The following is a 9204-nucleotide window of genomic DNA, read 5'->3' on the forward strand; positions in this document are numbered from 1 at the left end:
CGGGGGCTGGAGACGGGCCTCATAGGGCTCGACGGCGTGAAGGCGCTCTACGGCGCTCCGCGGGCGGAGATAGAGGCGGCGCTAGCAATCCCTTCGCCGGACCGGCTGCTGGTCGCCGCGCAGGCGCTGCGCGAGGGCTTCACGACCCAGGAAGTGCATGCGATCGCAAAGTACGACCCCTGGTTCCTTGAGCGGATCAAGGAGATCGTCGACGCCGAGAACGCGCTGGCCAAGGACGGGGCGCCGAACGATGCGGCAGGAATGCGCCGCTTCAAGGCGATGGGCTTCTCCGACCGCCGCATCGCCGAGCTTGCGCTGAAATCGGCCGGAATCCGAGGCGGCGCGCACAAGGTTCGTGCGCGCGGCCACGGGCTCCTCCATGATGCGGTAAAGGCGATGGTCGGCGCCACCACCGAGGACGAGGTGCGGGCGCTCCGCCATAAGCTCGGCGTCCGCCCGGTGTTCAAGCGGATCGACACGGTCGCGGCCGAGTTCGCGGCACGGACGCCCTACATGTATTCGACGTACGAGGCGCCGAGCTTCGGTGAACCGGAGGATGAGAGCCAGCCTTCGGACCGTCGCAAGGTCGTGATCCTGGGCGGCGGGCCGAACCGGATCGGGCAGGGGATCGAATTCGATTATTGCTGCTGCCACGCCGCCTACGCGCTGGCCGAGGCGGGCTTCGAAACGATCATGATCAACTGCAACCCGGAGACGGTCTCAACCGACTACGACACGTCGGACCGGCTCTATTTCGAGCCGCTGACCGTCGAGGACGTGCTCGAGATCCTTCACGTCGAGCAATCGAAGGGGGAACTCGCGGGCGTGATCGTCCAGTTCGGTGGGCAGACGCCGCTGAAGCTTGCCGCTGCGCTCGAGAAGGAAGGCATTCCGATCCTCGGCACCTCGCCCGACGCGATCGATCTGGCGGAGGATCGCGAGCGTTTCGCCGCGCTCGTCCACAAGCTCGGCCTCAAACAGCCCGAGAACGGCATCGCCCGAAGCCGCGAGGAGGCGATCGCGGTTGCCGAGCGGATCGGCTATCCGGTGCTCACCCGCCCGAGCTACGTGCTCGGCGGGCGTGCCATGGAGGTGGTGGACGGGCCGGCCCAGCTCGAAGACTATATCGTCACCGCGGTCCAGGTCTCCGGCGACAGCCCGGTATTGATCGATCAATATCTGCGCGACGCAATCGAGGTGGACGTCGATGCCATCTCCGACGGCAAGGATGTCTGCATCGCCGGCGTGATGCAGCATATCGAGGAGGCGGGCGTCCATTCGGGCGACAGCGCCTGCTCGCTTCCGCCCTACAGCCTGGAGCCTGCGATCGTCGAGGAGATCGAGCGGCAGGCGAGGGTGCTTGCGGTCGCGCTCGGCGTGCGCGGGCTGATGAACGTGCAGTTCGCGGTCAAGAACGGCCTCGTCTACCTGATCGAGGTGAACCCCCGGGCCAGCCGTACGGTGCCGTTCGTCGCCAAGACGCTCGGAACGCCGATCGCCAAGATCGCGGCGCGCGTGATGGCGGGCGAGGATCTGATGACGTTCCTGCCCATCCACCGCGACGTATCGCACATCGCCGTCAAGGAAGCGGTCTTCCCGTTCGCGCGCTTCCCGGGGGTCGATCCCGTCCTCTCACCGGAAATGAAGTCGACCGGCGAAGTGATGGGGATCGACCGGGATTTCGCAAAGGCGTTCCTGAAGTCGCAGGTCGGCGCCGGGCTGAAGCTGCCCGAGGCGGGGACTTTGTTCGTATCCGTCAAGGACAGCGACAAGTCGCCGATCGTGCCCGCGGTGAGGACGCTGATCGGCTTCGGCTTCCGTGTGATCGCGACCGGCGGCACCGCGGATTACCTCCAGGCGCAGGGGCTGGAGGTCGAGCGGGTGAACAAGGTGGCGCAGGGGCGGCCGCACATCGTCGACCGCATCAAGGACGGCGAAGTCGACATCATCTTCAACACCACCGAGGGCTGGCAGAGCCACAAGGACTCAGCGTCGATCCGGGCATCCGCGCTGATGGCGAAGGTGCCCTACTTCACCACCGCGGCATCGAGCGCGGCGGTCGTGCGTGCCATTGCGGCGCAACGCGGGCACAGTCTTGAAGTCCGCTCGCTCCAGGACTATTATTCCGCCTCTAGAACGTGATCCCCACAAATATTATGATCCGGTCGGGCGTCTTCAGATCGAAAGGCGGCCCAACGGAAGTTTTTTGACGAAAGGCACTCTCCATGGCGACCGTCGACAAGATGCCGATGCTGGCCGAAGGCTATGAACGGCTTCAGTCCGAGGTGCGGCATCTGAAAACGGTCGAGCGGCCGGCGATCGTCGAGGCGATCGAGGAAGCGCGCGCACATGGCGATCTTTCGGAAAATGCGGAATATCACGCTGCCAAGGAGCGCCAGGGCCATGTCGAGGCGATGATCGCCGACATCGAGGACCGGCTGAGCCGCGCGATGGTGATCGATCCCAAGAGCCTCAGCGGCGACAAGGTGATCTTCGGAGCGACCGTCCACCTGATCGATGAGAACGATAAGCCGATCAAATACCAGATCGTCGGCCAGACCGAGGCGGACGCGAAGGTGGGGCGCATCAGCTATTCCTCTCCGCTCGGCCGCGCGCTGATCGGGCGGAGCGTCGGCGAGGAAGTCGAGGTCTCGGCGCCGTCCGGCGATAAATATTACGAGATCGAGAAGATCGAGTTCATCTGACCGCATCGTCCGGAAAAGTGGGAACTGGTTTTCCGCATCATATGGTGCGCACTGTAACTCAGGCTACCGAGTAGCATGCGACCGCCTGAGGATTGGCGGCACGCGAGGCTGACGCTCGCGATCGCCGGAGTGACGGCAGCTGCCTGGTTCTTCGCCTGGGGCCTGGGGCTCAGCGACGCGGCAGCAGTGAGGGGCGGCTTCATTCCTTGGCGGGTGCAAGGCGTGGTCGAGGGTGCGGTCATGGTTCCCGCGTTCCTGACGCCGCTTTCGGCGACGCTCGTTCATGGCGGGCTGATGCACGTCATGTTCAACCTGCTGATCCTGCTCTTCTGCGGCCGTTCCACCGAGACGATCATCGGCAGCCGCCAACTGGCGATCCTCTATGTCGTCGGCGCCTATGCGGCGGCGGCGGCGCAATATGCGACGGATCCCAGCGACATGACCCCGATGGTTGGCGCGAGCGGCGCGATCTCGGCGGTGCTCGGCGCCTATGCGATGCTATTCGGGCGCAACCGGGTGAAGGTCCAGAACCAGAAGCTCGCGCTTCTGCTCAATGCGCTCTGGCTGGCCGCGGGCTGGATCGTGCTCCAGCTGATCGTCGGCTTTACCTTCCAGGGGACGGCGATGCGGATCGCGATCGCCGCGCACGTGGGCGGCTTCCTCGCTGGGATATTGCTGGCTCGGCCGTTGCTGCTGCTCCGTTACCGGAAGGCTTGAGCTCTATTTCCCGCCGAGCTCCGGCTCCAGCAGCCGGTGGAGGTGGACGACGACATATTTCATCTCGGCATCGTCGACCGTACGCTGGGCGTTGGCACGCCAGGCATCGACCGCGCTCGCATAATCCGGGAACAGCCCGACGACGTGGAGCTTCTCGAGGTCCACGAATTCCAGGCCCTGCGGATCCTTGACGCGTCCGCCGAAAACGAGATGCAGCTTGCTCATTCAACCCTCGCAATGGAGCAGCGGCCATGAAAAGGCCCCGCGAAACCTTTGATTTCGCGAGGCCCTAACATGATCGTGGGTGGAGGCAACTATTGCTGCCCGGAGCCCTTCACCGTCTGAGCGGCAGCCGTTGCCGAAGTCCGTGCCGCGTCGGTCGCGCGCGAAGCGATGTCGGTCAGCTTCTGCCTGGCGCCTTCCTTGGTGAGGCCGGCTTCCTCCAGTTGGCTGAGCCCCGCCTCGCGTGCGGCGCGCGCCGCTTCGCGTGCGGTCTCGTTGATCCGGCGGCCGACCTGGCCGAGCGCCTGGCTCTCGCGCTCCGTCTTCGGGAGCACGGCGGCGAGGATTGCGCCGAGCGCGAGACCGCCCAGGATAGCGGCCTCGGGGTTGGAATTGATCCCTTCGGCCGTCCGCTGCGTCGCCCGCGAAGCGCCCTCCCGGGCGCTGCTATAGGCGGAGCTGGTCCGTTCGCGCGCGGCCGAATAGGCATCGGCAGCGCGCGTGCGGGCGGCACTTGCGGTGTCCCGCACCCGTTCGGTAGCCGCGGACAGGCGCCCGCCGCCGCCGCTCTCTTCGGTGCCGCTGTTGGTGGTGGTCTGGGTTCCGGCGTTGTCGCTGGTGGTCGTCATGCACTCACTCCTTCATAAGCTGACCTCTCGACCGTCGGCGCGGTCAGGTCGTAATTCTTGTCGTAGCCGTCGAGGTTCGTCTTCACGATCCCCTCATCCTCGCCGCGGCGCGAGACGAGCCGCGTGGCCGCCCGCCAGAGCGGATGCCGGACGAGGAAGATTGCGATCGCCGCAACGACGCCCGAAGCCGCCGCCGGACGATCCTTCACCGCCTGCAGTGCATCGTCGGCAATGACGCTGCTCTTGTCACGGACGCCCTCCCAGGCGTTGTTGACGATCGTTCCGGGCTTCAGCCGGTACTGAAGCGCCGCCGCCGTCGAGGCGAGGCGCTTCTTCGCCTGAATGGCTTCGTATTGAGCGCGGGCGAGATCCGCGTCAGGCTTCTTCATGCCCTTAGCTCCCCGGCTTTAAGCGCCGTCTTCTCCTCCTGGTCGCCCCTCAGCGCCGACAGCTTCCCGATGCCGTAGCGGACGAGGAAGAAGCCGATGAGGCCGGTGATCGCGAGGACGCCGAGCCCTGCTCCCACCGGCCCGATCAGCTCGGCAAGGCCCATTACGAGGCCGACGAAGAATGCGATCAGGGCCGCGTTCAGCAGGAACCACGTCGCAGCAAGCGCAATGATCCCGTTCTTCGCCTTGCCGACCCGGTAGCGGGCGATCTGCGTGTAGAGGTTCGCCTCGGCGCGAGCGAAGCTGCGGCCATCGTCGACCAGCTGGTGAAACAGGTCGCCGATGGATGCGTCAGCCGGATCGTCGGGCCGGGGCGTCTGGACCCGGGCGTCCAAGATCAGGCGCCCGAGCCGGAGCCGCTGCCGCCGGCAGGCTCGAAGTCGATGTTGCGGCCGCCTTCGGGCTTGAAGTTCACGTTGCCGCCACCGCTGCTGCCGGTTTCGTCGAGCCCGGCCTTGATGAGCCGGACCAGAGTGAAGCCGACCACCGCCGCTGCGCCGATCGCAATACCCGGGCTCTTGCGGACGATCTCGCGAGCGTCGTCGAACAGCTCGTCCACTTCCTTGTTGCGGAGCGTGTCGGCGAAATCGGTGACCGCGCCGGCGGCGCGGCGGGCATAATCGCCATATTGCGCGCCAAGCCGCTCGTCGATCTGCGTCGCCGCATCGTTGACCACCTGCGAGAGATCGTCGAGCGCAGTCGTGGCCTTGTCCTTGCCGGTGAGGGCATAGGTACGGATCTTGTCCCCGGCCTGCTGCCGCACGTTGTCGACACCGTCGCGGAGCTGCTGCTTGATCGGCGCGCCGCTGCCGCCGTCGCCGGAGCCGCCGCCCGAGCCATCGCTGCCTCCGCCGGAAGCACCGCCGCCGCCGCCGGTGCCGCCGACTTCATTGCCGCCGCCAGTCGCACCCGAATAGGTTACCGTCGTTCCTGCGCCCAAGGTCGCTCCTCCCGTATCGTCGCCCCCGTTGCCGCCCGCGCCGCCGCCGACGAAGCCGCCGCTGCCGCCTGAAGAGCCGGTGCTCGCATCCGATCCGGCTCCTGTTTCCATAGCGCCGTTGATGATGTGGTCCGTGCCCTCGGGCAGTTCCGGGTTGCGAGCAGGCATAGGGGTTCCTCCGTTACTGATAACTGCTGGTGGATTCGGCTTCGAGAACACCTTCGACGCGGCTTCCGTTCCGTTACATTGAGGAAAGTTGCCGCTGCCGAGTCATCCTTCGAACCGTCGTCCCGAAAGCGATATAGGTCGTGACGTAAGTGTAACAATGGCGCCGCGGGCCAGCAGCGAACGCGGCTCGGCTCCGAAATCTGGCGGAAGGACGGTTTCAACAGCAGAAAGGGCTTGATTTGCAGCGGCTTTCCTGATTCTGTTAACCAATGGCGGCGGGCACAAGAAACACATTGGCGGCGATCAAGCGGGCTGCGCTCCCGGCGGTCGCTTTCCTCATCATCGCGAACTTCCTAGGCTATGCCGTGGTCGGGACGAACGGCATCCTGTCTTGGGGCGATTACCGCCGGATCAAGAACGAGCGTGCCGTCGAGCTCGCCCAGCTGGAGCAGGAGAAGGCCCGGCTTGCGCACCGCGCGCAGCTGCTCGATCCGCGCCGCGCCGATCCCGACCTCGCCGAAGAGATGGTCCGGACCGAGCTCGGCCTCGTCCGGCCCGACGAAGTGATCATCAACATCGACAATTGATCCGACTGCAAAGGGCCGGGGAGCCATGTTGCGCCCCCCTGCGTTTGCCGCCATAGAGCCGCAACCCATTGCACCCGGAAGGAACCGCCTTGGCTAAGGCAGCATCGTCCAAGCGCGCCAACACCCCCGACGCTACGGCAGCGCCGCCCCCGACTTCAGACCTTCGCCCCAATCGCGAGCGTCCGCCCGAGCCCCAGCGGCACCAGGCGAGCCGCGAAGAGCTGATGGAATATTACCGCCAGATGCTGCTCATCCGCCGTTTCGAGGAGCGCGCCGGGCAATTGTACGGCCTCGGCCTCATCGGCGGCTTCTGCCACCTCTATATCGGCCAGGAAGCCGTGGCGGTCGGCCTTCAGTCCGCAATGGAGCCCGGCAAGGACAGCGTCATCACCGGCTATCGCGACCACGGCCACATGCTCGCCTACGGCATCGATCCGAAGGTGATCATGGCCGAGCTCACCGGCCGCGCCGCCGGCATCTCCAAGGGCAAGGGCGGCTCGATGCACATGTTCAGCGTCGAGCACAAATTCTACGGCGGCCACGGCATCGTTGGCGCACAGGTGAGCCTCGGCACCGGCCTTGCCTTCAAGCATAAATATGCCGGGGACGGGGGCGTCTGCCTTGCCTATTTCGGCGACGGCGCGGCTAACCAGGGCCAGGTCTATGAGAGCTTCAACATGGCGGAGCTCTGGAAGCTGCCGATGATCTACGTCATCGAGAACAACCAATATGCGATGGGCACGAGCGTCAACCGCTCCTCGGCCGAAGACCAGCTCTACAAGCGCGGCGAAAGCTTCCGGATCCCCGGCATTCAGGTCGACGGCATGGACGTGCTCGCCGTCCGCGGCGCCGCCACCACCGCGCTCGAGTGGGTAAGGGCAGGGAAGGGTCCCATCCTTCTGGAGCTCAAGACCTACCGTTATCGCGGCCATTCCATGTCGGACCCGGCCAAGTACCGCTCCCGCGAGGAAGTGCAGGCGGTGCGCGAGAAATCGGATCCGATCGAGCATGTGAAGCGCGAGCTTGCAGCCGCCGGCGTCGCCGAGGACGAGCTCAAGAAGATCGACAACGAGATCAAGCGGATCGTCACCGAAGCCGCCGACTTTGCCGAGCAGATGCCCGAGCCCGACGCTTCCGAACTCTACACCGACGTGCTGGTCGAGACCTACTGATGCCGATCGAACTGAAGATGCCCGCCCTCTCTCCCACGATGGAGGAGGGCACGCTCGCCAAATGGCTTGTGAAGGAGGGGGACGAGGTCACCTCCGGCACGATCCTGGCCGAAATCGAAACCGACAAGGCCACGATGGAGTTTGAGGCGATCGACGAGGGCACGGTCGCCAAGATCCTCGTTCCCGAAGGCACCGACGAGGTGAAGGTCGGCACCGTCATCGCCATTTTGGCCGGGGAGGGCGAAGATGCGGACGGCGTTGCCGGTGGCGCGCGCGAAGCGGCGGCGCCCGAGGACAACGGCCACGCCATTGCTTCCACCCCAGCGGAGGAAGCGCAGGCGCAGCAGGCGACCGTGCAGGCCCGGCCGAAGGAAGGGCAGGAGCCCGCCAGCCTCCGCGTCGAACCGGAGGTGCCGGAAGGCACCGAGATGATCCGCCAGACGGTCCGCGAGGCACTCCGCGACGGCATGGCCGAGGAGATGCGCTCGGACGACCGCGTGTTCGTGATGGGCGAGGAAGTGGCCGAATATCAGGGCGCCTACAAGGTTACCCAGGGGCTGCTGGACGAGTTCGGCCCGCGCCGCGTAATCGACACACCGATCACCGAATACGGCTTTGCCGGCGTCGGTACGGGCGCGGCGATGGGCGGGCTTCGGCCGATCGTCGAGTTCATGACCTTCAACTTCGCGATGCAGGCGATCGACCACATCATCAATTCGGCGGCCAAGACCAACTACATGTCGGGCGGTCAGATGCGCTGCCCGATCGTCTTCCGCGGCCCCAACGGCGCCGCTTCCCGCGTCGCAGCCCAGCACAGCCAGAATTTCGGCCCCTGGTATGCGAATGTGCCGGGTCTCATCGTCATCAGCCCCTATTCCGCGGCCGACGCCAAGGGCCTCATCAAGGCTGCGATCCGCACCGAGGATCCCGTTGTTTTCCTCGAGAACGAACTGCTCTACGGCCAGACCTTCGATGTTCCGAAGCTCGACGACTATGTGCTTCCGATCGGCAAGGCTCGGATCGCGCGCGAGGGCCGGGACGTGACACTGGTCAGCTATTCGATCGGCGTCGGTGTCGCGCTCGATGCCGCCGCGCAGCTTGCAGAGCAGGGCATCGAGGCCGAGGTGATCGACCTTCGCACCCTCCGCCCGCTCGACAAGGAGACGGTGCTCCGCTCGCTCGCCAAGACCAATCGGATGGTCTGCGTCGAGGAGGGCTGGCCGGTCTGCTCGATCTCGTCGGAGCTGATGGCGACGGCGATGGAGGAAGGGTTCGACGATTTGGACGCGCCGGTGCTGCGCGTCACCGACGAGGATGTGCCGCTTCCCTATGCGGCGAATCTCGAGAAGATGGCCCTGATCAAAGTGGAGAACGTCGTCGCGGCCGCGAAGAAGGTCCTCTACCGCGCCTGACGACATGCAGCCGGGAGTGCCGCAGCTCGACGCGGATCGCGCCCTTGTTCTCACCTACGTACCCGCGGCGAGGCGGGCCGCCGTTGGGGCGCTCTGGCGGCTCGATGTGGCTCTGGGAGCGGTGCTTGCCGGCGGGCGCGAGCCGATGATCAGCCGGATCAAGCTCGCCTGGTGGCGCGATTCGCTTGTGAAGCTGGACTCGG

The 9204-nt window shown here is 65.7% G+C and carries 11 protein-coding genes and 1 pseudogene; 7 read left to right on the plus strand and 5 right to left on the minus strand.

What is annotated here, in order from left to right:
* From carB to VF662_RS07550, 3 genes are all read left to right on the plus strand, one after another.
* Positions 1-2142 (plus strand): carbamoyl-phosphate synthase large subunit (carB, locus tag VF662_RS07540; RefSeq protein ID WP_464139487.1); only part of this gene is annotated, 2142 nt, incomplete at its 5' end.
* Positions 2143-2225: 83 nt separating this feature from the next.
* Positions 2226-2705, plus strand: a complete 480-nt coding sequence (gene greA, locus VF662_RS07545; protein ID WP_464139489.1) for a transcription elongation factor GreA — start codon at positions 2226-2228, stop codon at positions 2703-2705.
* A 75-nt stretch (positions 2706-2780) separates the two neighbouring features.
* Positions 2781-3422, plus strand: a complete 642-nt coding sequence (locus VF662_RS07550) for a rhomboid family intramembrane serine protease (protein WP_464139491.1) — start codon at positions 2781-2783, stop codon at positions 3420-3422.
* A 3-nt stretch (positions 3423-3425) separates the two neighbouring features.
* Here VF662_RS07550 and VF662_RS07555 read toward each other — a convergent pair whose 3' ends face one another.
* From VF662_RS07555 to VF662_RS07575, 5 genes are all read right to left on the minus strand, one after another.
* Positions 3426-3647 (minus strand): DUF4170 domain-containing protein, encoded by a 222-nt coding sequence (locus VF662_RS07555; RefSeq protein WP_464139493.1) that lies wholly within the window; start codon positions 3645-3647, stop codon positions 3426-3428.
* 89 nt (positions 3648-3736) lie between these two features.
* Positions 3737-4273: a hypothetical protein gene (locus VF662_RS07560; RefSeq protein WP_464139495.1), complete on the minus strand. Its 537-nt coding sequence runs from the start codon at positions 4271-4273 to the stop codon at positions 3737-3739.
* Positions 4270-4662: a hypothetical protein gene (locus VF662_RS07565; RefSeq protein ID WP_464139497.1), complete on the minus strand. Its 393-nt coding sequence runs from the start codon at positions 4660-4662 to the stop codon at positions 4270-4272. The genes VF662_RS07560 and VF662_RS07565 overlap by 4 nt, the downstream gene beginning before the upstream one ends.
* The gene (locus VF662_RS07570; RefSeq protein ID WP_464139499.1) at positions 4659-5057 is read right to left on the minus strand and encodes a phage holin family protein; all 399 of its coding nucleotides are present in this window, start codon (positions 5055-5057) and stop codon (positions 4659-4661) included. Before VF662_RS07570 ends, VF662_RS07565 begins: the two co-directional genes overlap by 4 nt.
* A gap of 2 nt (positions 5058-5059) precedes the next feature.
* Entirely contained in the window at positions 5060-5830 is a 771-nt protein-coding gene (locus VF662_RS07575; protein ID WP_464139501.1) for a hypothetical protein, read from the minus strand.
* Positions 5831-6123: 293 nt separating this feature from the next.
* Between VF662_RS07575 and VF662_RS07580 the strand changes: the two genes are divergently transcribed.
* From VF662_RS07580 to VF662_RS07595, 4 genes and pseudogenes are all read left to right on the plus strand, one after another.
* Positions 6124-6417, plus strand: coding sequence for an FtsB family cell division protein (locus VF662_RS07580; protein ID WP_464139503.1), 294 nt, complete (start codon positions 6124-6126; stop codon positions 6415-6417).
* A gap of 89 nt (positions 6418-6506) precedes the next feature.
* The gene (pdhA, locus tag VF662_RS07585) at positions 6507-7589 is read left to right on the plus strand and encodes a pyruvate dehydrogenase (acetyl-transferring) E1 component subunit alpha (protein ID WP_464139505.1); all 1083 of its coding nucleotides are present in this window, start codon (positions 6507-6509) and stop codon (positions 7587-7589) included.
* Positions 7589-9001 (plus strand): pyruvate dehydrogenase complex E1 component subunit beta, encoded by a 1413-nt coding sequence (locus VF662_RS07590; protein ID WP_464139507.1) that lies wholly within the window; start codon positions 7589-7591, stop codon positions 8999-9001. Before pdhA ends, VF662_RS07590 begins: the two co-directional genes overlap by 1 nt.
* A 16-nt stretch (positions 9002-9017) precedes the next feature.
* Positions 9018-9204 (plus strand): annotated as a pseudogene (locus VF662_RS07595) (hypothetical protein); the annotation flags it as partial.

Source organism: Allosphingosinicella sp. (genome assembly GCF_036387215.1).
GTDB lineage: Bacteria > Pseudomonadota > Alphaproteobacteria > Sphingomonadales > Sphingomonadaceae > Allosphingosinicella.

What these genes read in the sequence shown, in the direction of transcription:
- VF662_RS07550 (WP_464139491.1), top strand. Translation starts at nt 2,781, where the DNA reads ATGCGACCGCCTGAGGATTGGCGGCACGCGAGGCTGACGCTCGCGATC.
- VF662_RS07560 (WP_464139495.1), bottom strand. Translation starts at nt 4,273, where the DNA reads ATGACGACCACCAGCGACAACGCCGGAACCCAGACCACCACCAACAGC.
- VF662_RS07555 (WP_464139493.1), bottom strand. Translation starts at nt 3,647, where the DNA reads ATGAGCAAGCTGCATCTCGTTTTCGGCGGACGCGTCAAGGATCCGCAG.
- greA (WP_464139489.1), top strand. Translation starts at nt 2,226, where the DNA reads ATGGCGACCGTCGACAAGATGCCGATGCTGGCCGAAGGCTATGAACGG.
- VF662_RS07565 (WP_464139497.1), bottom strand. Translation starts at nt 4,662, where the DNA reads ATGAAGAAGCCTGACGCGGATCTCGCCCGCGCTCAATACGAAGCCATT.
- VF662_RS07590 (WP_464139507.1), top strand. Translation starts at nt 7,589, where the DNA reads ATGCCGATCGAACTGAAGATGCCCGCCCTCTCTCCCACGATGGAGGAG.
- VF662_RS07575 (WP_464139501.1), bottom strand. Translation starts at nt 5,830, where the DNA reads ATGCCTGCTCGCAACCCGGAACTGCCCGAGGGCACGGACCACATCATC.